Annotated in this window: 18 protein-coding genes; 10 read left to right on the forward strand and 8 right to left on the reverse strand. The window is 70.7% G+C overall.

Annotated features, from left to right (window positions below):
* Positions 1-1,543, forward strand: a 1,543-nt coding sequence (locus ACJ73U_RS03820; RefSeq protein WP_407776101.1) for a helix-turn-helix domain-containing protein, incomplete at its 5' end; no start/stop codon positions are given.
* A 6-nt stretch (positions 1,544-1,549) separates the two neighbouring features.
* On the opposite strand, the gene ACJ73U_RS03825 is transcribed toward ACJ73U_RS03820, so the two are convergent.
* Together ACJ73U_RS03825 and ACJ73U_RS03830 are read right to left on the reverse strand one after the other, a co-directional pair.
* A complete protein-coding gene (locus ACJ73U_RS03825) occupies positions 1,550-3,199 on the reverse strand; it encodes a long-chain fatty acid--CoA ligase (protein WP_407776102.1) in 1,650 nt (549 codons plus the stop codon).
* Positions 3,200-3,379: 180 nt separating this feature from the next.
* Positions 3,380-4,582, reverse strand: a complete 1,203-nt coding sequence (locus ACJ73U_RS03830; RefSeq protein ID WP_407776103.1) for an MFS transporter — start codon at positions 4,580-4,582, stop codon at positions 3,380-3,382.
* A 63-nt stretch (positions 4,583-4,645) separates the two neighbouring features.
* Here ACJ73U_RS03830 and ACJ73U_RS03835 point away from each other — a divergent pair, with 63 nt between their 5' ends.
* A complete protein-coding gene (locus ACJ73U_RS03835; protein ID WP_407776104.1) occupies positions 4,646-5,623 on the forward strand; it encodes a DUF5937 family protein in 978 nt (325 codons plus the stop codon).
* Positions 5,624-5,694: 71 nt separating this feature from the next.
* Here ACJ73U_RS03835 and ACJ73U_RS03840 read toward each other — a convergent pair whose 3' ends face one another.
* Positions 5,695-6,246, reverse strand: a complete 552-nt coding sequence (locus ACJ73U_RS03840; protein ID WP_407776105.1) for an HD domain-containing protein — start codon at positions 6,244-6,246, stop codon at positions 5,695-5,697.
* 305 nt (positions 6,247-6,551) lie between these two features.
* Between ACJ73U_RS03840 and ACJ73U_RS03845 the strand changes: the two genes are divergently transcribed.
* From ACJ73U_RS03845 to ACJ73U_RS03870, 6 genes are all read left to right on the forward strand, one after another.
* Complete coding sequence (locus ACJ73U_RS03845) at positions 6,552-8,408, forward strand: ABC transporter ATP-binding protein (protein WP_407776106.1); 1,857 nt, start codon at positions 6,552-6,554, stop codon at positions 8,406-8,408.
* Positions 8,405-10,213 (forward strand): ABC transporter ATP-binding protein, encoded by a 1,809-nt coding sequence (locus ACJ73U_RS03850; RefSeq protein ID WP_407776107.1) that lies wholly within the window; start codon positions 8,405-8,407, stop codon positions 10,211-10,213. The genes ACJ73U_RS03845 and ACJ73U_RS03850 overlap by 4 nt, the downstream gene beginning before the upstream one ends.
* Positions 10,214-10,471: 258 nt before the next feature.
* Positions 10,472-10,759: a hypothetical protein gene (locus tag ACJ73U_RS03855; protein ID WP_407776108.1), complete on the forward strand. Its 288-nt coding sequence runs from the start codon at positions 10,472-10,474 to the stop codon at positions 10,757-10,759.
* A gap of 170 nt (positions 10,760-10,929) precedes the next feature.
* Entirely contained in the window at positions 10,930-11,946 is a 1,017-nt protein-coding gene (locus tag ACJ73U_RS03860; protein WP_407776109.1) for a cytochrome D1 domain-containing protein, read from the forward strand.
* Between the two features lie 47 nt (positions 11,947-11,993).
* A complete protein-coding gene (locus ACJ73U_RS03865; RefSeq protein WP_407776110.1) occupies positions 11,994-12,734 on the forward strand; it encodes a DUF4430 domain-containing protein in 741 nt (246 codons plus the stop codon).
* A 226-nt stretch (positions 12,735-12,960) separates the two neighbouring features.
* Complete coding sequence (locus tag ACJ73U_RS03870; RefSeq protein WP_407776111.1) at positions 12,961-13,455, forward strand: NUDIX hydrolase; 495 nt, start codon at positions 12,961-12,963, stop codon at positions 13,453-13,455.
* Positions 13,456-13,481: 26 nt separating this feature from the next.
* Here ACJ73U_RS03870 and ACJ73U_RS03875 read toward each other — a convergent pair whose 3' ends face one another.
* Positions 13,482-14,642, reverse strand: a complete 1,161-nt coding sequence (locus ACJ73U_RS03875; RefSeq protein WP_407776112.1) for a cytochrome P450 — start codon at positions 14,640-14,642, stop codon at positions 13,482-13,484.
* A gap of 197 nt (positions 14,643-14,839) precedes the next feature.
* Between ACJ73U_RS03875 and ACJ73U_RS03880 the strand changes: the two genes are divergently transcribed.
* A complete protein-coding gene (locus tag ACJ73U_RS03880; protein WP_407776113.1) occupies positions 14,840-16,789 on the forward strand; it encodes a multicopper oxidase family protein in 1,950 nt (649 codons plus the stop codon).
* 76 nt (positions 16,790-16,865) lie between these two features.
* Here ACJ73U_RS03880 and ACJ73U_RS03885 read toward each other — a convergent pair whose 3' ends face one another.
* The 3 genes from ACJ73U_RS03885 to ACJ73U_RS03895 all read right to left on the reverse strand — a co-directional run bounded on the left by ACJ73U_RS03885 (position 16,866) and on the right by ACJ73U_RS03895 (position 19,877).
* Positions 16,866-18,149: a cytochrome P450 gene (locus ACJ73U_RS03885; protein ID WP_407776114.1), complete on the reverse strand. Its 1,284-nt coding sequence runs from the start codon at positions 18,147-18,149 to the stop codon at positions 16,866-16,868.
* Complete coding sequence (locus tag ACJ73U_RS03890) at positions 18,146-19,087, reverse strand: transketolase family protein (protein ID WP_407776115.1); 942 nt, start codon at positions 19,085-19,087, stop codon at positions 18,146-18,148. Before ACJ73U_RS03890 ends, ACJ73U_RS03885 begins: the two co-directional genes overlap by 4 nt.
* A gap of 100 nt (positions 19,088-19,187) precedes the next feature.
* Positions 19,188-19,877, reverse strand: coding sequence for a thiamine pyrophosphate-dependent enzyme (locus ACJ73U_RS03895; RefSeq protein WP_407776116.1), 690 nt, complete (start codon positions 19,875-19,877; stop codon positions 19,188-19,190).
* Between the two features lie 243 nt (positions 19,878-20,120).
* On the opposite strand from ACJ73U_RS03895, the gene ACJ73U_RS03900 reads away from it, so the two are divergent.
* Positions 20,121-21,272, forward strand: coding sequence for a glycosyltransferase (locus ACJ73U_RS03900; protein ID WP_407776117.1), 1,152 nt, complete (start codon positions 20,121-20,123; stop codon positions 21,270-21,272).
* A 91-nt stretch (positions 21,273-21,363) separates the two neighbouring features.
* On the opposite strand, the gene ACJ73U_RS03905 is transcribed toward ACJ73U_RS03900, so the two are convergent.
* Entirely contained in the window at positions 21,364-22,107 is a 744-nt protein-coding gene (locus ACJ73U_RS03905) for a class I SAM-dependent methyltransferase (protein WP_407776118.1), read from the reverse strand.
* Positions 22,108-22,109: the final 2 nt, after the last annotated feature.

A 22,109-nucleotide genomic window follows, 5' to 3' on the forward strand; every position in this document is an offset into this window, starting at 1 on the left:
CTCCGCCTCTTTCCTCGCCGCCTCTGTACCGGCCGATGTGGGGCTCGGTGGCAAGGTGCTGGCCTCCCGGAGCCCGCACTGGGTGCGCAACTACGCCGCCTCGACCGCTATCGAGCACGATCCGAACTTCGACCGCCTGGTCGTCACCGAGGCACTCGTCGCGCTTCTCGGTGTGCCACTGGTCATCAGAGGTGAGGTGGTCGGCGCGCTGTTCGCCGCGGACCGCTCCGAGCGATCCTTCCAGGCCGGCGAGATCGCGCTGCTGAGCGCGTTCGCCGATCATGCCGCGGTCGCCCTCGACAACGCCCGCCTCTACGAGGCGAGCCGGACCGCGCTGCGGGAGCTGCGGGTCGCGTACCGCAAGATCGAGCGAGCGCAGGCGATCCACGAAGCCCTGACCGGTGCGGTACTGCGCGGCGGGACACCGGACGACGTCGCGCAGCTCCTCGCCGACCAGCTGCGCGGAAGCGTCACACTCCTCGACCGGACCGGTGCCACTGCCGTCCGCCGGGACTCGGCGTCGGGCCCCGGCCACACTCCACCGGAGATCGACCTGGCCGAGGCCGTCGACGACGCACGCCGCTCGGGCCGCGCCACGACCTCGGTCGGCACCGACGGCGTCGCCCGCAGCGTGGCCGCGATCCAGGCGGGCGACAGCTACCTCGGCGCACTGGCGTGGAGCCGGGAGGCGACCGCCGACCACGGCGCCCCGGACGACACGGACCTGCGCATCCTCGAACGGGCCACCCACATCCTCGGGTTGCTCATCCTCAAGGAGCGGGCCGTGGCCGAGGCCAGCGAGCGGTTGAGCGGGGAGCTCCTGACCGAGCTCATGGTCGGCAGTCCCGGGATCACCCCGGCCCAGCGCGCCCGCACCCGCGCACGCAACATCGACGCCGACCGCCTCGACCTGGTCCTCGTCGCGGACGCCCCCACGTTGACGTCCACGGACCTCTCGCGCCACCTGCACGACATCGCCCGGGACCGTGCCGGACTGGCCGGCGAACACCTGGGCAGGGCCACGATGATCCTCCCCAGCGCCGCCGACGACCGGACCGTCGAGGAGGTCCACAGCAGACTGCGCCGCACACTGGCCGGTCCCGTCATCGTCGTCGGGGAACGGGCGGTCAACCACGACTGGTCGCGTGCCTTCTCCCTGGCCAGTCGCTGCTGCGCGGTGACGCGCGCGATCGGGCAGACCGATCTGGGCGCCACGACGCGTCGATATGCCTTGTACGCCATGGTCTTCGACCCCGAACGAGTCGACGAGCTCGACCGTTTCCTCGCCGACACCATCGGCGCGCTCCTCGAGTACGACCAGCGGCGTGGCACCGATCTCGTCGAGACCCTCGGCGCCTACTACGTCCACCACGCCAACGTCGCGGCGACCGCCCGAGCCCTGCACGTGCACGTCAACACGTTGCTCAAGCGACTGGACCGCGCGGGCGAGGTTCTCGGCCACGACCCGCGCCATGACGACGACCTGGAACTGCGGCTCGGGCTGCGGCTGCACCAGCTCCGGGCGACGACCGCCCCGTCGTGAGGCGTCTCAGGCCATCCGCACGGAGTCACGCAGCACGGTCTTCGACAGCTTGCCGGTGCCCGTCTTGGGCAGTGCGGCCAGGAAGACGAACTCGTCGGGCAGCCACCACCCGGCGACCATCGGCGTGATGTGCCGCCGGAGCTCGTCGGCCGTGGCGGTGCCCTCGCGCAGGACGACGTAAGCCACGGGGCGCTCCACCCACCGCGGGTCGGGGCGTGCGATCACGGCGACCTCGACGACGTCGGGGTGTGAGGCGATGGCGGCCTCCAGCTCGACCGAGGAGATCCACTCCCCGCCGGACTTGATCAGGTCCTTCATCCGGTCCACGAGCCGCAGGTAACCGTCGGCGTCGATGGTGGCCAGGTCGCCGGTGCGCAGCCAGCCGTCCTCGGTGAAGCTGTCGCCTCCGTCCACCCGGAAGTAGCCACCCGCCACCCAGGGGCCCGCCACCTGCAGCTCGCCCACGGCGTGGCCGTCACACGGCAGCTCCCGGCCCGTCTCGACATCGACGATCCGCACGTTGACGAGTGGCAGGGGCTGGCCCTGGGCGGCCCGCACGGCCACCTGCTCCTCCTCGGTCGCGTCCCGGTGCTGGGTGCGCGTACCGCCGATGACCCCGACGGGGCTGACCTCCGTCATCCCCCAGGAATGGGTGATGGGCACGCCGACCGCGGCGCGGTAGGTCTCCGACAGCGCCGGGGGAACAGCGGAGCCGCCGCCGAGCAGAAACCGCGTCGCACCCAGGTCGTGGGCCCGCAGCTCGGGGACCATGCTCGTCCACACCGTGGGCACGGCACCGGCGACGGTCACCCGCTCGGACTCCATCAACCGCAGCAGGTGAGCCGGATCCGTGGACCTGCCGGGAAGGACCAGCGAGGCCCCCGCCATCATCGCGCCGTAGGGCAGGCCCCAGGCGTTGGCGTGGAACATGGGCACGATCGGCATCACGACGTCGCTCTCGCACAGGCCGATGAGGCCGGCGGCGAGCGTCCCCAGGCAGTGCAGGACCGTCGACCGGTGGCTGTAGAGCACACCCTTGGGGCGGCCGGTCGTGCCGGAGGTGTAGCACAGCCCGGCGGCCAGGTTCTCGTCCGCGAGCGTGAACGTGTCCTCGAACGAGCCCGGATGCGGATCAGCACCGGAGATCAGCTCGTCGTAGTCCACGATGCGGGGGTCGGGCGGGATCGCCGTGTCGCTGCCGTCGGGCAGCACCACCCAGTGCCGCACCCGCGGCAGTCGCTCGGCGCTCGGCCAGATCCGCGGGAGCAGCCCGCGATCGACGAACACCACGTCGTCCTCGGCGTGGTCGACGATGTACTCGAGGTGCTCCGAGGAGAGCCGGATGTTGATCGAGTGCAGCACCCGCTTGGTGACCGGCACCGCGAGGTAGAGCTCGAGGTGCCGCCGGTTGTTGGCCGCGAACGTGCCGACACGGGCGCCGACCGGGACGCCGAGCGAGGCCAGTGCGGTGGCGAGGCGCCGGGCGTGGTCGGCCACGTCGGCGTACGTGACCCGCTCGATGCCGGCCGTGCTGACCTGCTTGTGTGCGTAGAGCCGCTCGGCACGCTCCAGGATGTGCGCGATGGTGAGCGGACGTGGCTGCATCAGCCCGTCCATGACGTCGTCCGTCCCGGCCTCCGTCAGCACCGGGGCCATCCGTGACAGGTGTTCATGAGTCCCCTCCCGAACGCGGCATCCTCCACGTGCCACACGTCACCCTAGGTGAGGTTCCGGGTGGAAAAGAGGTGGGAACCTTCCACTAACCTGCCTCCTTCGGAGGCGAATCCCCACACTGCGCCACCCCGAACGGCAACTCGTGCGGAGTGGCGCGGGCTTTCACGCGGGCGGCGAGGGAACACGGCACTCGGTGTCCGGGCTCGGCAGGCCGCCGAGCGCGTTCGCGCGGGACGCGGTTCGCAGGGCCGGCATGACGACCAGTATCGCCAGCGCGCAGCCGACGCCGGAGACGAGGAACGTGCCGCGTGGTCCGAGTGCGCCGATGAGGGGTGCCGCGACCGCGTAGGCGACGGCGGAGCCGAGTTGGGCCGCCGTGGCGACGGCGCCGAAGGCGCGGCCGAGCATCGGGCGGGGGGTGAGCCGTTGGACGAGGGTGTCGCTGCCGACGTTCTCGATGCCGTTGCCCGCACCGGCGAACAGTTGGGCTATCCCGACGGCGAGGATCGTCGGCAGGAAGGCGGTCGCCACGGTCCCGGAGACGGTGAGCAGGAGTCCACCGACCAGCATGGCGACGACCGGGACCCGGCCGATCGCCAGCAGGCCGGACGCGGCGAGCATGCCGACGCCGAACGCCGCCTGGGTGAGGCCGAACTCGGCGGCGGAGCCGTGCAGCTCGCCGGAGACGAGGAACACCAGCGCGACGTTGTCCATGGCCGCGAAGGACACGACGAGGAACAACGCGAGGACCAGTGCCCTCGGCCCCGGCGTGGTGGCGACGAAACGCAGCCCCGCCAGGGTCTCCGACCACAGGCCCCCGGGGATCCTCGCGGTTCTGAGTGCCGGCAAGCGGGTGAGGATCACGGCCGAGACCAGGAAGGTGACCGCGTTGACGGCGAACGCGACGCGGGCGCCGCCCAGTTCGACCGCGAGGCCGCCGAGCGTCGGTCCGACGGCCACCTGGATGTTGAACGCCGTGCCGAGCAGGGCGTTGGCGCGTCCCAGGTCCGCTTCGGGTACCAGGACCGGCACGACGCTGCGCCCGGCGGGGGTGAACGCGGTGGCGAGGCTGCCGGACACCGCCGCCAGCGCGACGAGCCCCGGCAGCGACGGCATGGCGATCGCGAGCACGGCGAAGACCGCGGCCTGCCCGGTCTCGCAGACGGCCATGAGCCGCCGCTGGTCGAGCCGGTCGGCCAGTGCCCCGGCGACCGGTCCGAGGAAGCGCGGGACCGCGACCACGAGGAGCACCAGGCTGACGGCCGCGGCACCGTGGCTCGCGGCGTACAGCACCAACGCGGTGCGCCCGATCCCGTCCCCGACGAACGAGACCACGCGTGACCACCAGAGGATCCGAAATGCCATGGCCCCAGGTTGCGGTGGCCGACCGTGTCGGGCGAGGATTTCGGTCTGAACCGAAATCACGGGGTGGACTTGACGATCACGTTCCGCATCACGGACCCGGCGTCGTGCCGCTGGGCGATCTCGCCGCTGCGGGAGACCCTGAGTGCCGTTCGGTTGCTGACGCAGCCGCACCGGCAGGGGTATCACCAGCCCTGGCTGCGAGCCGTGGCGCCCGCGCTGTCCGATCTGGACCTGACGCCGCTGCTGCAGGTCATGCCGCGTGGCTACAACCCGGACTTCCTGATGCCCGCGCCCTCCGGGCCGACCGCGGTGTTCGAGGAGGAACTGGCGCTGGTCCGCGGCACCCCGGTGGCACGGGTGCGGGCGGAGCTGGCGCGGTGCATGCGCGAGCAGCACGGTCGACGGCCGCCACCGCCGGCGCAGGCGCTGGTGGACCATCCGGTGCGGGCCCGAACCCTGCTGGCCGACACGCTGGACGCGTGCTGGCGGCGGCTGGTAGCGCCGTCGTGGCCGAGGATCCGGGACGTGCTCGAGGGGGACATCACCCACCGCACACGGCGGCTGGCCGACGGTGGTCTGGCGGCGGTACTCGGCGACCTGCACCCGAGGATCCGCTGGCAGCACCCGACGCTCGTGGTGGACCACCCGAGCACCGGCTACCGCGACGTCGAGGCGGGGCTGGTCCTGATGCCGAGCGCGTTCGAGTGGCCGAACGTCGGCGTCATCCTGGACAAACCCTGGCTCCCGACGATCGACTACCCCGCGCGGGGGATCGCCGCGCTGTGGGAGCCGAGTCCGGACCCGTCCGCCGCACTCGCCCGTCTCCTGGGCGGCACCCGGGCGGCCCTGCTGGCAGCGTTGACCGAACCCACGTCGACGACGGGGTTGGCCCGCCGGTGCGCGTTGCCGAACAGCACAGTGAGCGAGCACCTGACCGTGTTGCGCGAGGCCGGCCTGATCACCACCCACCGCGTCGGCCGGTACCTGCACCACACCCGCACCCCGCTGGGAACCCAGCTGGCCGCCCCCGCCGCCGACTAGCAGTGCCGGGGAGCGCGTGTCAGGCGAACCGCGACGATTCCCGGATGCCGGGCTTCGCGGCGCGGGTCCGGTCAGGCGTCCCCGGATCGTTCGAGGGGGTTCGCCGCCATTCTGGACGCGAGGTCGTTGCGCATGGAGGTCGCCGCTCGGCTGTTCGGCTTGCGGTCGGCCTGGTCGGCGAAGCACCGGAGGAACTCGTCGACCAGGGTCGAGCGCGGGTAGCGGGCGAGCACCTCCGCGCGGAACTCGGCGGGAAGCTCGTCGACGCCGCGCCCGGCGATGTCGAGCGCCGCGGCCCGCGCCAGCAGATGCCCCTCCGGGTCCTCGACCGGGTCCACCTCGGCCCACATGTGCCGCACGATCACCTCGGACAACCGGGCCCGCCGCGCCGCGGGCCACCCGGCCCCCGCCGCGAACACCCACGCCACACCGCCCCCGGCCTCCTCGAACGGCACCGTGTGGCTGTCGAACACGTCGACGAGCCCGATGTCGTGCAGCAACGCCGCGACGAACAGCAACTCACGGTCGAACTCGACGCCGCTGGTCGTCCCGAACGCCGCGGCCCACACATATGCGCGGAACGAGTGGTTCACCAACGCGGGCGAGGAATAGGCCCTCGCCACCTCGACAGCGCTCGTACACACCGGATTGCTCGGAAGCGACAAGTCACCGAGGCGCATGCGCGTCATCGTACGCGGCGCGACCGACCGCACCGGATCCTTCGGTGCGCGGTATTCGAGGGCGACGATCCATACTGTCCACTGTGGACTGAGAGGGGTTCGGCGACGGTCGGCGAAGACCTACGCGCTACTCTCGTTTCACGAGTTCTCCTGGATCGAGAGTTGGGGGTCGTGATCCCGACGGCTCAGCTGGACGACGTCGTCCACGTGTTCGTGTTGCTCGCCCGGGCCGCTCCCCGGGTCGGCCGATGAGACGTCCCCCGTGGGCGGACAAGCCGTGGCCCAGCCTGGTGGTCCTGCGGATGCTGCCGACCGCCGGCCGCGGACTCACCTGGACCCTGGCGGTGATCACGCTGGTGGCGGGGCTCGCCCCCACCCTCGCCATCGTCGCGTCCGGCTGGATGGTGCGGTACATCACGCTGGCCGGTTCCGAGGGCCTCGGCACTCCCGACGGCCACCGCGCGGTGGCCGCGCTCGTGGTGCTCGCGGCGCTGTTCGTGCTGAGCCAGGCGGCCGCCCGCGTGTCCACCGCGCTGGCGACGGCGCTCGGGTCCCGGGTGGACGCCCGCCTGCAGCGACGCGCCATCCGCGCCGTGAACGGACCAGCGGGCGTCGAGCACCTGGACGACCCCGAGGTACGCAACCTCCTGTCCCGGATCACCGGCATCGGCAGCGGCGGCTACACGCCCGGCGGCGCGGTCAGCGGCCTGGTGACCAACGCCGTCCAACTGGTGCAGAGCGTCACCGCGCTGGTGGTGCTGTGCCTCTACCACTGGTGGCTGGCGCTGCCGGTGTTCCTCGCCGGGCTGTGGTGGAGCCGGGAGGGTCGCCGGGACTACCTCAGCCAGACCAGGGCGCTCACCCAGCAGACCACGCTGCTTCGCCGCTCGGTCTACCTGCGCGACCTGGTGTTGAAGCCGGCCGCGGCCAAGGAGATCCGCCTGTTCGGGCTGACCGGGTGGCTGACCGACCGCTACCGCACCGACTGGGACGACGCGATGGCGGTCGTGTGGCGGCGGCGCGGCCAGCACTCCGTGCCCGTGTTCACGGCGCTGCTGGTGCTCACCGCGGCCAACTTCCTGGTGCTCGCCCTGCTCGGCGCCGACGCCGTGCACCACGTGGTCGGGCTGTCCGCCGCCGTGGTCTTCCTGCGGTCGGTCATCGTCATCGGTCAGGTGTCCGCCCGGGGCCAGCAGGACATGCAGATCGCGTACGGACTCAGCGCCCTGCCCGCGGTGACCGCGGTCGAGCGGGCCGCCGCGCACGCGGTCGAACGGCCAGGTGCCGCGCCGCCGGCCGACCGGGCCGGGGTGCGGATCGACCTGGAGAACGTCAGCTTCCACTATCCGGGTAGCACGACCCCGGTGCTGGACGGGCTCGACCTGGTGATCCCCGCGTCCCGGTCGCTGGCCGTCGTCGGCGCCAACGGGGCCGGCAAGACGACGCTCATCAAGCTGCTGTGCCGGTTCTACGACCCGGACGCGGGCACGATCCTGGCCGACGGCAAGGACCTCAGGGACCTGGCGGCCCGCGACTGGCAGCGCCGGGTGGCGGCGGTGTTCCAGGACTTCCAGCGGTTCGAGCTGACGGCACGGGAGAACATCGGGTTCGGCGCGCTGCCGCTGCTCGGTGACACCGCCACCATGCGACGGACCGCCGCCAGGGCGGGGATCCTGGACCGGATCGAGGCGCTGCCCGGCGGCTGGGACACCCCGCTGGCCAGGCACCTCGACGGCGGCACCGACCTGTCCGGCGGGGAGTGGCAGCGGATCGCGCTGGCCAGGGCGCTGCTCGCGGTCGAGGCCGGCGCCCGGCTGCTGGTGCTCGACGAACCGACCGCCAGCCTCGACGTGCGGGCGGAAAGCGCGTTCTACGAACGGTTCCTGGAACTGACGCACGGGATCACCACCATCGTCATCTCGCACCGGTTCGCCACGGTGCGGCGGGCGGACCTGATCTGCGTGCTTCAGGGCGGCGCCGTCGCCGAGCTGGGCCCGCACGACGAGCTGATGGCGGCCGGCGGGGAGTACGCCCGCATGTACACCGCGCAGTCCGCGCGCTACGACGAGGAGGAGCGGTCCGCACCGACGGAGGAGGCACCATGACCACCGACCCGGCGGTGGCCCTCCCGGCTTCGTGGTGGCTGCGGGTGCGCACCGTGTTCGCGCTGTGCTTCCGGGCCGACCGGCGCCGGTCGGCCCTGCTCTTCGCCCTGCAGGCACTGGCGAACCTCGCCACCCTGGCGTCGACGATCGGCATCAAGGTGGTCATCGACGCCGTCGCGCGCGGCGACGTCGGCCGGGCAGTGGCCGGCGCCGGGACCATGGCCGCCACCATGGGCCTCGCGTCGGTGTTCAACCGCGGCTACCTGCGGTACACGACCGTGGTGTCCGAGCGGGCCGGCCGGTACATCGACACCGAGCTGATGCGCCTCGCGGGCACGATTCCCACCATCGAGCACTTCGAACGTCCCCGCTACATGGACCAGATGACGCTGATCCGGCAGGAACGCGGCGCGCTGGCCGGCGCCGTCAACGCCGCGGTGCTGAACTTCCGGGTGTTCGTGTCGCTCGCCGGCGCGACCGTGATCATGGGGCTGCTGCACCCACTGCTGTTGGTGCTGCCCCTGTTCGGCGTCCCGCAGCTGCTCGCCCACCGGGCGTCGTCGCGGCTGGCCCAGCGGGCCAGGGAGGAAGGCGCCCAGGACAGCAGGGCGCGGGAGCACCTCTACCAGGTGGCCGCGTCGCCGTCGGCCGGCAAGGAGCTGCGGCTGTTCGGGCTGGTGGACGAGCTGCTCGACCGGCACGAGCTGGTCACCGACCGGATCGAGCGCAGGACCACCCGCGCGGCGCTGCGTGGTGCGGCGCTGACCACAGGGGCGTCCGTGCTGTTCGCCGCCGGCTACGTCGGCATGATCATCCTGCTGATCGCCACCACGGGCGGCGGCATCGACAGTGTCGGCACCATCGTGCTGGTCGTGTCGCTGGCCACGATGATCAACGCGCAGCTGGCGTCCGCCGCGCAGTTCGGCGCCTACTTCCAACGGGTGGCCACCGCCGCGGGCCGGCTGCTGTGGCTGACCGAGGTGAGCAGGCGCAACGCCCCCGAGCCGGGCATGGACGTCCCGCCACCCGCCCGGCTGAGCGGCGGGATCGTCCTGGACTCGGTGTCGTTCCGCTACCCCGACAGCGAGCGCGAGGTGTTGCGCGACGTGTCGGTGCACATCCCGGCGGGCAGCGTGGTCGCGGTGGTCGGCGAGAACGGCTCGGGCAAGTCGACCCTCGTCAAGCTGCTCAGCGCCCTGTACCGGCCGAGCGCGGGCGTGATCCGCGTGGGCGGCACCGACCTGGCGAGCATGGATCCCGCGCTGTGGCAGCGCCGCGTGAGCCCGGCCTACCAGGACCACGTGCGGTTCGAGTTCCTGTTGGGACAGTCCGTCGGGCTGGGCGACCTGCCCAGGATCGACGACAGGCCGGTGGTCACGGCCGCGCTGGCCCGGGCCGGCGCGGCCGAGCTCGCCGACCTGCCACCCGAGGGACTGGACACCCAGCTGGGCACCGCGTGGGGCGGCGTCGAGCTGTCCGGGGGCCAGTGGCAGAAGCTGGCGTTGGCCAGGGCACTGGTACGCGACGAGTCGCTGCTGGTGGTCCTCGACGAGCCGGCGGCGGCACTGGACGCGTTGACCGAGAAGCAGCTGTTCGAGCGAATCAGCGACGTGGTCCGGGAACGGGCCGCGGAAGGCGCGGTGACCCTGCTGGTGTCGCACCGCTTCACCACGGTCACCATGGCGGACCTGATCATCGTCCTGGACGACGGCAGGATCACCGAGGTCGGCGACCACGACACGCTGCGCCGTGCCGGGGGCCTGTACCAGGAGCTGTACGACATGCAGAGCCGCCTGTACCGGTGACGTACTCACACCCGGCCGCGTGCGCTCTCCGCATTCTCATCTGCCGCCGCAACTCGCCAAATCATCATCACGGAATGAGCGCCAGAAGAACGATCTAGGCGTCGCCTGAGAGATCACCCGATTTCTTCGATGATCAGCGGATGAAGGGCGCAAATCTTAACTTCTGGGAACTTGTATTGTGGCGGTCGGAACGCGGCGGTGTTAGGCTCCGGCGTCGGAGAAAACAATGTGATCAATTCCGCGGCTGGGGGTGCGCCCGTGTCGATTCGTCGCACTGTTCAGGCTGTGGTGATCTCCGCGTTGGTGGCCGCGGGCGGTCTGGCCGGCGGGACGGCAGCTCTTGCCGCGACGCAGGACTTTTTGGGCCACGCCGCCGATTTCGGTCCCGAGGCCGCCCCGCAACGGGCGCAGGAGCAGGCGAACGCGATGGCGAGCGCCGCCGGGTACAACCCCTCGACTCAGTGCACGCCCATCCAGAGTTGGGCTCGGGAGATTTCCAACAACGGCGCGTGGGAGGGCTGGGTGGTGGTCAGGTGCGCCAACTGACAACCCTCCCGAACTGCTCGCGGGCGCGGTAAGCCCCGGTCGACCGGCTTTTCTGGGCCGTCAGCCGGCTCCGACCGCGGAATCGCTGGCCGAAAGGTGGCAGAGAATTGACTGTATTCACCACATCGCGGTTGGCGGTGGCCGCTACTTTCGGAATTCTTCTGACGGCCGTGGTCGCCGTGGTACCGGCGGCGGCGACAACTCCCGGGTTCGGCGTCGTGGACACTGTCGACGTCGCCGTCGAGCCGTTCGGCGCCACGACCGCGCCGGACGGGCGCACCGTGTGGGTCGCGAACTCCGGACCGCTGGACGACCACATCGGTCGTGTCGGGCACACCGTCACCGTTCTCGGCACGAGGACGCATGCGATCCAGTCGGTCATCGACGTCGGGATCTTCCCCGAGGACATCGCCTTCGCCTTCGGTGGGCGCCAGGCCTTCGTGACCGACTCGACCGATGCCACCATCTCGGTCATCGACGCGACCACGCGCACGGTGACCCAGACGATCGACCTCGCCCCGATACCCGTCACGTTCCCGTTCGGCGTGGTGGCCACCCGGGACAGCAGAAAGGTCTACGTCACCACCGTCGGCGGCGCGTCGGACGCCGGGATCGTCGTCCTGGACAACCGGGATCCACACCACGTGCGCGTCGCGGGCACCATCACGCTGCCCGGCTTCACGGGTCGCCCGGCACTGACCCCCGACGGCAGGCTGCTGGTGGTCCCCCGCGGCCGGAGCGACGGGGGCCCGGAGGCCGTCCTCATCGACACGGCGACCGATCGCGTGGTGGCCGACATCGGCCTCACCGATGCCGGCGGCCCGCAGGCCGCGACGATCACCCCGGACGGTCGCTTCGCCTATGTCGGCATCTTCGGTGGCGTCCTCGGCGGCGATGGAGGAGTGGCTGTCGTCGACCTCACCCGGCGCACCACGATCAGGGTCATCGCGACGCCGGCCCCCGAGGTGCACGGTGTCCGGGTCAGCCCGGACGGGCGGTTCGTCATCGCCACCAACTTCCACAGCGCCTCGATCTCGCTGATCTCCACGAGGAGCAACCGAGTCGTGGCCACCGTCCCGGTCGGCAACAGGCCCAACGACGTCGCGTTCAGTCCCGGTGGTCGCCGCGCGTTCGTGACCAACCAGGGTGACACGACGGTCTCCGTCGTGTCCGTGCCCAGGTCGTGAACCTGCCACGCAACGTCCTCCGCATCCGACCCAGCAAGGAGCTTGCCATGACACTCCCAGTGCGGTTGTCCCGGTTGGCGGCAGCGGTCAGCCTCCTCACCCTGGGGTTGCTCACCGCTGACGTCGGTACCGCGGCCGCCTCACCGGCGCCCAGTTCGGCATCGACGACGGGCACGGTGGTGCTGCTGCGGGTCGAAGGCGCGACGAGCACGCTCTTCGAGGCGCCCGTCCTCACCGTCCCGCACGCGGTGACCACGCCGTCCGGCGGCACCCACCACTGCGACGGCACGAACAACGGCGCCAACCCCACCGCGGGCCCGACCGCGACCGGCGCACTCGACAACGGCGCACAAGCCGGCGGCTTCAGTTGGGACGGCACGTACTTCGCCTCGTTCGACGACTACCTGGTGACCAGCATCGCCGGCGAGTCGCAGACGGACACCCAGTTCTGGGCACTGCTGCGCAACGGCAGCCTCACACCGGTCGGCGGCTGCCAACAGCAGGTGCGACTGGGTGACGAGGTGCTCTTCGCCTTCGACGGTTTCGCCAAGGCGCACGCGTTGAAGCTGAGCGGTCCGGTGCTCGCCAGAGCGGGCCAGCAGGCCAGGTACACCGTCACCGACGCCGCCACCGGCGCCCCGATCGCCGGCGCCACCGTGGCCGGCGCCAGCACCGACGCCCAGGGACAGGCGCTCGTCACCTTCCACAACACCGGCGTCACCCGGGTGAAGGCCGACCGAGCCGACTCGATCAGGTCCAACTCGGTCTGGACCCTGGTCACGAACTGACCGCTCGCCCGGGTGGGCCCGCATGAGGTGAGCGGGCCGTCCGCACCCACCTCGTGCCACACCGAGGGGGCAACCACTCGCGACGGAGGGGCCGGGCAGCGCGCAACGCTTGCCCGGCCCGCCCGCAGGCAACCACACGATTGCGAGTGGCGGTCGCACCAGGTTTCCAGGAACTCACCGAACCGCTCGCGGGCCGCGACACTGGCGGGGCAGGTTGACTGGTGTCATGGCTGTGCTTCCGATTCGTGATCGTGCCGGCAACGCCTTGGTCGACATTCGATTCGTCGCGGAGGATGAACTGGCGCAACTGGTCGAGCGGGCAGTGGTGCCCGCGTCGCTGGTCGTTGTCGTGCACGCGGATGTCGTCCTGATGGTGTTCGACAGCCGGCGGAAGCAGTGGGAGCTGCCCGGGGGAATGCTCGATCCAGGGGAAACCACGCGTCAGGCCGCGGTGCGGGAGTTGCGCGAGGAGACCGGCATCCAGGGTGTTGACCTGACCTGTGTCGCGGTTGCCGAGTTCGACCTCAGCGGGCCGGCGCGGCGGGAACTCCTCGCTGTCTACCGAATCGACCTCCAGGCCGTGCCTCTGCTCGTCGTGAACGACGAAGCGTTGGACTTCCGGTGGTGGCGGCCAGCGGAGCCGGTGAGTGACAGCATGAGCCCGCTGGACGCCAAGATCGCCAGCCGGGCGTTCCACTCCCCGGCCACTGGACGGCGCTAGAAGGCGAACAGGTCCACCGGTCGCGGCTAGCGGAGGATGACCGGCAGTTCCTGCACGCCCGTGAAGTCGGGGGACGGCTGGAAGACCGGTGGCCGTTCCGGGTCGGTGCGCATTGCCGGGTAGCGGTCGAACAGGATGTCGAACGCTACTCGGCCTTCCAGGCGGCTCAGGGGGGTGCCCAGGCAGAAGTGCACGCCGCGGCCCCAGGCCAGGTGCGGGTTGGGGTCGCGGGTCGGGTCGAACGTGTGGGGGTTCGGGAAGACGTGCTCGTCGCGGTTGGCGGCGCCTACCCAGATCGAGACCAGGCGGTCGCGGGGGATCTTGTGGCCGCCGAGTTCCGTGTCGACCATGGTCGCGCGGATCATGCGCTGGAACGGCGGGTACATCCGCAGCGACTCCTCGAGCGCACCGGGGATGAGCGTTCGGTCGGCGCGGATGCGGGCGGCCTGCTCGGGGTAGACATCCAGCGCCACCACGGTGTTGGCCAGCATCGCGGTGGTGGTGACGTGCCCGGCGATCAGCAGCAGGTTGGCGAAGTTGACCACCTGGTCGTCGGTGAGCCGTTCGCCGTCCACCTCCGCCTCGACCAGTCCCGTGAGCATGTCCTCGCGGGGGGTGTGCCGGCGTTCGACGACGTGTTCGCGTAGGTAGGCGCGCAGCAGCCGGATGTCGGCGAGCCGCTGCTCCAGCTCGGCCGCCACGTCCTCCAGCGCGTCGCGGCTGCTGTGCATGTGCTTGGTCATCAGCTCCTTGAACCAGACCCGGTCGGACGCCGGCAGGCCCAACATCTCCGCGATCACGATCACCGGCAGCGGATAGGCGAGCACGTCGACCAGGTCCATCCGGTCCACGTCGCCGAGTTCGTCGAGCAGCTCGTTGGTCAGCGCGGCGACGCGCGGCTCCAGGTCGGCGATCATCCGGGGCGTGAACGCGCGGTTGACGAGCTTGCGCAGCTGGGTGTGCTCGGGTGGATCGAGCCGCACCATGTTGCCGTCGGTCACCTCCGAACCGATCGCGCTCGGCAACAGGCGCTGGGAGTTGCTGGAGAAGGTCTCGGGATCACCCATGACCTCCACCGACTCGTCATACCCGTACACGTGGTGGATGTTCGTTTCCTCGTCCCACCAGACCGTCGCGGGCGGACGCTCGCCACGGATCCAGACGTGCTTCTCGTGCGTGTCGAACACCCGGACTCCCTAATCTTCGCGACTTCCCCTCCCCGACCACACGAGAACCTAGCTGTGCGGGTCATGGCGGTGCATCCCTCAAGCGTGTCGTTCGGCCCGGTCCGAGGCGGGACTACCCGCGTTGGTGGTGGCTGCCGCGAGCGGCGTGAAAGAGTCTTGCGCGTACTCCCTTTGACGAAACGCAGGAGAAAACACGGATGGATGATTCCGTCGATCGTCGCACCTTCCTCACCTCCGCCGTGGTCGGCTCCACCGCGGCCGTCGTCGGCACCGCGGGTTTCGTGACGGGCGTGAGCGTGCTCAGCCCTTCCACCGCGGGTGCGGCGGCGACCGTCGAGGGACAACCGCCACAGGCCGCGGCACCGAACTTCGGCCTCACCAAGTTCCTCGACGCCTTGCGCGTGCCGCCGGTGATGCGCGCGAACTCGCGGCGGTACCGGGACGAGCTCACGATCACGATGACCAACACGCGGGCGCGGCTGCACTCCCAACTGCCCGAGACCCCCCTGTGGACCTACTCGGGACACTTCCCCGGCCCGACCATCGAGGTGCGCGGCGGCAGGCGGCTGCGGGTCGCGTGGACCAACGAGCTGCGGGACACGGTCCCACTCGTGGCGGTGCGGGCACCGTACGCGCAGCCGACGCCGGCGAACGTCCCCGGCTACCGCGCCCCGGACGGCGGCCTGCCGCCCGGTGTGGAGCTGGTCGACGGTGTCGCCGACCTGCCGCCGTGGACCGTCGTGCACCTGCACGGCGCGCTGACGAACGGCGGCAGCGACGGCTGGGCGCACAACGGGATGTCGCCGGGGAGCACCCAGCTCACCGAGTACCCGAACCGCCAGGCCGCCACCGCCCTCTGGTACCACGACCACGCGATGGCCGTGACGCGCTTCAACGTCCACGCCGGACTCGCCGGCCTCTACCTGATCCGCGACGACGAAGAGGACCGCCTGCGATTACCCCGCGGCGACCACGAGATCCCGCTGATCATCACCGACCGCAACCTCGACACCGACCCGGCGACCGGCGCACTCACCGGGAACCTGCTGTTCAAGTTCCAGTACCTGCCCGCGAGCGGCACGTCGGCGCCCGTCACCGGCCCGTTCACCCTCGTCAACGGCGTCATCTGGCCGCACCTCGACGTCGACGCGCGCTGGTACCGCTTCCGCGTGCTCAACGCGGCGAACAGCCGGTTCTTCCGCCTCGACCTGGTCGACGAGGCCGGCACCGTGCACAACGACGCGGTCCGGATCGTCGGCACGGACGCCGGCCTGCTGCCCGCCCCGGCGGCGGTGCCGGCCGGCGGGCTGACACTCACCCCGGCCGAGCGCGTCGACCTGCTGATCGACTTCAGCCGGTTCACGGGGCAACGCCTGCGCCTCGTCAACACCGGCGCCTCGGTCGAGCCCGACATCATGGAGTTCCGCGTCGAGAGCCGCGGCCGCCACGACTCGTTCACGCCGCCGGCGCGACTGTCCACATCGTACGTCCGGGCGACCGTGCCGGCGGACCACGACGAGGTGTTCGTGGCGACGACACCGGCCGGTGTGGCCGGCCGGCCACACCCGGAGATGTGGGAGCTGAAGGAGATCACCGAACCGGAGGAGCTGCCGACGCACTTCCCGGAGGAGGGGGTCATCCAGGTCACCGAGCCGGACACGGGACAGGTGCGCACGTTCCGGAAGATCGCGCGGCTGTTCGACGACACGACGACGATCTTCGTCGACCGGGGCCGGTGGGTGGTGTGGAACCTGATCCAGCTCGGTGGGGCACCGCACCCGATGCACATCCACATGGCGCGGTTCCAGCTGCTGACCCGGCGGAAGTTCGCCGACCTGAAGGCCTTCGACATCGCGGCCGGCGGCACCACCAGGCCGCTGCCCGCGCCGGGCGACGGCTCGCCGATCGAGCGGTACGAGGAAGGCTGGAAGGACACCTTCAACGTGTGGTCCGGTGAGTGGATCAGGGTTGCCGGCCAGTTCGAGGGCGCCACCGGCGAGTACATGTACCACTGCCACATCCTCGACCACGAGGACGAGGGCATGATGCGCCCCTTCGTCGTGCACCCGGCCGAGGTCGCCCGGTTCCACATGCGCTCGGGCAGCTCGAGCCACCAGCCGGGAAACTCCGGCCACAGCGGGCACTGAGAAGGCGAGCCCGCCGCGCCCCGGCCGGGGCGCGGCGGCTCGACCACAGCACACATGTCCGGCGCGGCCTGCACCGCTACGGCGCGTCCCACGTGACCGGTAGTGAGTGCAGGCCGTAGGAGAGCATGTCGGTGCGCAGGGGAACCTCCTCGGGCGGCACGGCGAGGCGGAGATTGGGCAGGCGGCGCAGCAGTTCCACGTAGCCGACCGTCAACTCCATCCTGGCCAGTTGCTGGCCGAGGCACTGGTGCACGCCGTGGCCGAACGCCAGGTGCGGGCTGCGTGGCCGGGTCACGTCCACCACTTCCGGGTCCGGCCAGTGCTCTTCGTCCCAGTTGACGGCCAGCAGGGAGACCGACACGGTCGAGCCCGCGGGGATGTGCTCGCCGCCGAGCTCCACATCCTCCTTGGGGAACCGGAAGACCCCGGTGTTGCTGACGGAGAGGTAGCGCAACAGCTCCTCGACGGCGTCACCCATGCGGGACGGGTCGTCGCGCAGGAGGGCGAGCTGGTCGGGCCGCCGCAGCAACACGAAGATGCCCAGTCCCAGCATTCTCGCCGTGGTGTCGAAGCCGGCGATGAGCAGGAGGTTGGTCATGTTGACCAGCTCGTCGTCGGTGAGCGCCGGGTCGGCACCGCCGTGGTGGATCAGGCCGGAGATGATGTCGTCGACCGGGTTCTCCCGCTTGTCCGTCACCAGCCGCTGTATGAACGCGCGCAGGGCGGCGTAGTTCTCCAGCCCCTCCTTGATCGGCACGTCCATCCGCAACATGAGCTCCGCGCGTTGCTGGAACTCGGCCCGGTCCTCGTAGCGCACGCCGAGCAGCCCGCAGATCACCAGCGAGGACAGCGGAAACGCGAACTCGGACATCAGGTCGGCGGTGTTTCCGTTGGCCAGTATGTCATCCAGCCGCGCGGTGACGATCTCCTCGATCCGCTCGCCGAGCTGGCGGACCCGCCGGACGGTGAACTGCCCGGTGAGCAACCTGCGGTAGCGGGTGTGCTCCGGTGGGTCCATGTTGATGAACGACCCGGCCCGCGCCTGGTCGGTCACCATCTGCGCCCTGGCTTCCGCGGACAGTCGTTTGAACCTGGGGTGGTAGGTGAACCGGTCGGCGGAGAACCGCGGGTCCGACAGCACCGCACGGGCCTCGTCGAACCCGGACACCAACCAGAACGGGTCACCGCCCGGCAGCGTCGCCCTGGTGACCGGGGATCCCCCGGGCAGCGCCGCCAGGGCGGGCGGCAGCGTGAACGGGTCTTCGCGGTGGAAGAACTCGCGGGGAAGCGGTGCGGTGAGCGACTCGCCGGCGGGCGGTTTCCCAGTCGTCTCGGTTGTTCCAGTCGTCTCGGTCGTCACCCAGCGTTCTCCCTGCCGTCGGACCGCCCGTCGAAGAAGCCGGCGATCGACTCGGCCAGGCTCGCGGCGTCCAGCCCGTGCAGCCGGTCGTGGTCCGCGGCACTGCCGTAGGCACGCACCTCCTGGTCCCGCCGCACCCCGTGTGAGCGCAGCCGGTGCGGCACGTCGCCGAGCGCCTCGGCCACCTCGTGCGCCGAGGTACCCCGCAGGTAGGGCTCGACCATCACCACGTTCGGCGTCGATGCCACCACCGCCGCGCGCAGACCCGCGTGGTCGAACGGCCGGACCGTGGAGGTGTAGAGGACCGTCGCGTCCATTGTGGACGTCGCGGCGAGCACGTCCGCCAGCACCGGACCGACCGCGACCACCACACCGGCGCTCCCCCGGCGCAGCACGGTGAACCCGTCCGAGAGCGGGATGGCCTCGCTGTGCACCTTGTCCGACAGCCGCAGGTAGACCCGGCCGTCGCCGGCGATCGCCTTGCGCAGCAGCGGCTCGACCTCGTTCTCGTGCCCCGGCACGTGCACCGTCCAGCCGGGCACCGTGTCGAGCAGCGCCACGTCGCCGGGCGACTGATGGGTGCGGCCCCGCGGCAGGTCGTCGTAGGAACTGCCGATGCCGACCAGCACGGCACCGAGGTCCTGGTGCCCGAGGCTGACCTTGATCTGCTCGAACGGCCGCTCGACCAGGAACGGCGCGTAGGTGTGCACCACCGGCCGGTACCCGGCCAGCGACAGGCCGCCCGCGAGCCCGATCATCGCCTGCTCGCGGATCCCGACGTTGATCACCCGCTCCGGGTACCGCGCCCGCGCCTCGTTGAAGAACGGCGACGAGATGTCCGCGGTCAGCACGGCCAGCTTGGCGTTGGTGGCCAACGCCTCGGCCACGGTGTCGATGAAGACGACACGCATCAGCTTGCGGGTCACCTGTGTGGTCATGTTCGAGCCGCCTCCACGGAATTCGGTGCTGTCGTCGCCCTGGGGGACAGAGGATTGATCGCGTGCCGACGGCTCGTTCGTGCCACGGCCCACCGACGTGTCACGCCATTCCTCCCCCACCGTCGCGGATCTCCGCCACCACGGCCTGTGGGCGTCCGTCGGGCGCCTGGGTCAGTGCCCGGTACAGCTCCTCGCGGTCGCGACCGTCCACCGTCGTCGCGCGCCAGTTCTCCGCCTCGAAGCGCCGGGCGATGCCGCCCGGCCAGCCGAGGCTCGCCGAGGAGTTGTCGATCACGACGGCGGTGAGCCGCTCGAGCCCGAGCCGCCCCGCGATCGCGATCGCCTCGTGGTTGCTGCCCTCGTCGAACTCACCGTCGCCCATCAACACGAACACCCGGGCGCGCCGGCTGTCGGCACGCAACCCGATCGCGGTCCCCACGCCGAGCGGGAGCCCCTGCCCGAGGGAACCACTGCTGATCTCGACGCCCGGCACCAGCACCCGGTCCGGGTGCAGACCGAGCGGCGAACCGAGCTGGGCCCAGGTGTTCAGCTCGTCCGGGTCGATGAAACCCTTCTGCGCCAGCATCGCGTAGTAGTACATCGGCGCGTGGCCCTTGGAGAGGTAGAACCGGTCCCGGTCGGGATCGTCGATGTTCGCCGGTGACACGTTGAGCACGCGGTCGTAGAGAACCCACATCGCTTCCCGCGTGGACGTCAGCGACAACATGTGCGCGTTGCCCCCGACCATCCTCTCGACGAGGTCTTGCAACGTCTTTTCCGTAGTCTGCATGGTTCCACCCGCAACGCTTCTGGAGTCGTGGTGATCAGGCCGGCCCGCTGGTCCTTGGAGGCTAGGACAGGTCTGGTCGCCCCGGCATCCCTCGACCTGACAGAAACGCCGCCCGCACCCGGCTGTTCTGCGGCGGCGCAAGTGCCCTATCAGGTTGGGGGATGCTCGGCGGTCACCCCCTTTTCTAGCATTCGGAGCGGTGCCCGTGGACCAGCCGACGCGGACTGTCGCCAGGAGGACTTCTTGAAGGTCATCGTCATCGCCGGGATCACCCCGTCGACGTTCTTCGCCCACGTCTCGCTCGCCACGGCCCTCCGCGACGCGGGGCACCAGGTGATGGTCACCGGCGCCGACGACGACGTGATCCCGACCATCGCCGCGGCCGGGCTCCCCGCCGTGCCGGCCATGGAGCCGGGACTGACCCGCAAGCAGATCTTCGCCGAGGCCGGGCTGTCGCGGGTGCCGGACGACGCCGTCGAACGGGAGTACATGGCGGGCCGGTGGTTCGCGCTGATCGAGAAGAGGCCCCTCGACGCCCTCCTGACGTTCGCGAAGGACTGGCGCCCGGACGTCGTCATCGGTGGCATGCTGGCCTATGGCGCGCCACTGCTGGCGACCCGCCTCGGTGTCCCGTACGTGCGGCAGGCCTGGGACATCCACACCCCGAAACTGTTCGACGAGGGTGCGACGTACCAGCTGCGCGAGGAGTTGGCGGAACTGGGCCTGGACGCCCTTCCCGAACCCGACATGCTGATCGACATCACGCCGCCGAGCATGCGCACACCGGACAGTGAGCCCGCACAGCTGATGCGGTGGATCCCCGGCAACTCGCAGTGCCGGCTGGAACCGTGGATGTACACCAAGGGTGCGGCCACCCGGATCGGCGTCACGGTCGGGACGGGTGTGGCGGACTACGACCAGTACGACTTCGTCCAGGGCATCGTCAAGAACGTCGCCACCCTCGACGTGGAAGTGGCGGTGGCGGTCCCCGAGGCGGCTGTGCCCGTCCTGCGGGAACGCCTGGACGGCAACGTCCGGGTGGGCTGGGTCCCCCTCGACATCCTCGCCCGCACCTGCGATGTCCTGGTGCACCAGAGTGGCGGCAGCACCATGATGACGGCGCTGAGCATCGGGGTGCCCCAGGTCCTGACCCCCCACGCCGGGCAGTTACGCCCCGCCGAGATGGCACGCCGCGTCGTCGAGGCCGGCGCCGGGCTGATGCTCCCCGCCGAACAGACCACGACCGAGCTCATCGCCAAGCACTGCCAGGAGATCATCTCCAACCCGAGCTACGCGGCGGCCGCGGCCGGGCTCGCCGAGGAGATCGCCGCCCTGCCCCTGCCGGCCGAGGTGGCCAGGCGCATCGAATGGCTCGTGCACAAGACGTCCGCATAACCCCGAGCAGGGCCGCATCGACCGCTGCCCTGGGACACGAACCGGAGGAGGCGCCGCGGGTGGACGCGGCGCCTCCTCCGGTTCGGCTGGGTCATTCACCCCACTTGGCGTAGATCACGGGCTGCTCCCGGTGGGGGAGCTGTCGCAATCTCAGGTTCTCGAGGCCGAGCGTCTCGCGGAGTGCGGCGGTGACGCCGGGCCACCGGGGGTGTCCGAGCTCGTCGAAGGCGATGATGCTGCCCTTGACCAGATGGGGGCGGATCGCCTCGAACACGTCGCGGGTCGGCTCGTAGAGGTCGAGGTCGAAGAAGGCCATCCCGATGACGGTCTCGGGGTTGTCCGCCAGGTACTGGGGGACCGTCTCCCGGACGTCCCCCTTGACGACGAAGGTCCGTTGGACGTGCGAGACGGGATCGCCCGCTTCGTGCGCGGCGAGCACCTCACGCAGGTGGTCCACCTCGTCGTGGGGCACGGCGAACCGGCCGACCGCCGCGCTCGGGCTCACCTGGTCGATGTCGGAGAGGTCGGGGAACCCGGTGAAGGTGTCGAAACCGATGATCCGGCGGAAGGAGTTGTACGGCTCGTGGATGCCGCGCAGTGCGGCGAGAATCGCGAGATGACGCCCGTGCAGGACACCGAACTCCATGATCACGCCGGGCAGCTCGAGAAGCTCCTGGTAGAGCGCGTCCATGGTCAGCAGGTCCGCGAGCTGGTGGCGCCGCAGGTACACCGGGAGGTTGTCGATCAGGTACACGGGCGGGATCGGCGTGTCGGTCAGCAGTTTCGTGAGCCGTTCCCGGACCTCCTTCTCCTGCGGCGACTCGTGCGGCAGGATTC

This window comes from Actinophytocola sp. (assembly GCF_045807065.1).
GTDB lineage: Bacteria > Actinomycetota > Actinomycetes > Mycobacteriales > Pseudonocardiaceae > Actinophytocola.